Here is a 541-nt window from a genome sequence, read left to right as displayed (position 1 = left end):
CTGACGACGCTTCGCGATGACGTCGAAGCGCGTCGCGCCGAGGCGGAGCAAAAGGTCGTCGCCGCGCGTGAGGAACTCGGTCGGACCGAGATGGCACTCGAACAGCGCACCGCGGCATTGTTGGCGGCGCAGGTCGAAATTCGGGAGCTGGAGCGGCAGCAGGCGCACGAGGCGGCCGCGCGTAAAGCACTCGAGGCGCAGGTCAAGCGGCTTAGCGAGGAGGTCGTCGCGCGCGAGCGTGATCTCGACAAGGTACGCGACACGTTCTCGCGTGATCTGGAAAAACTCCGGCAGACGGCTGACCGAGCGGAGGAGCGCTTACGTGCCTCGGAAAAACGTGCGCTGCTGGAAATCGATCGCGAACGCGGTACCGTGGTAAAAGTGCAGAAAGAATTGGCGGAAGCCACCAAACGCGCAGAAAAGCGGGATGCTGAACATCGACGAACAGTCGAGGCGCTGCAAGCGCAGCAGGGCGACGCTCGCCAGCAGACCGGGGTGTTGCAGGGCAAGCTCGCCGCGCTCGAGGAGGCATACATCTCCT

At 64.1% G+C, this 541-nt stretch carries 1 pseudogene; it reads left to right on the top strand.

Annotated features, from left to right (window positions below):
* Positions 1–541: pseudogene (locus AWB67_RS39290) on the top strand (DNA-binding protein); the annotation flags it as partial.

Origin of the sequence: Caballeronia terrestris (assembly GCF_001544515.1) — a bacterium.
Taxonomy (GTDB): Bacteria; Pseudomonadota; Gammaproteobacteria; order Burkholderiales; family Burkholderiaceae; genus Caballeronia; species Caballeronia terrestris.
The sequence above is the reverse complement of the archived record's forward strand: the minus strand, read 5'-3'. Positions and strand labels throughout refer to the sequence as shown.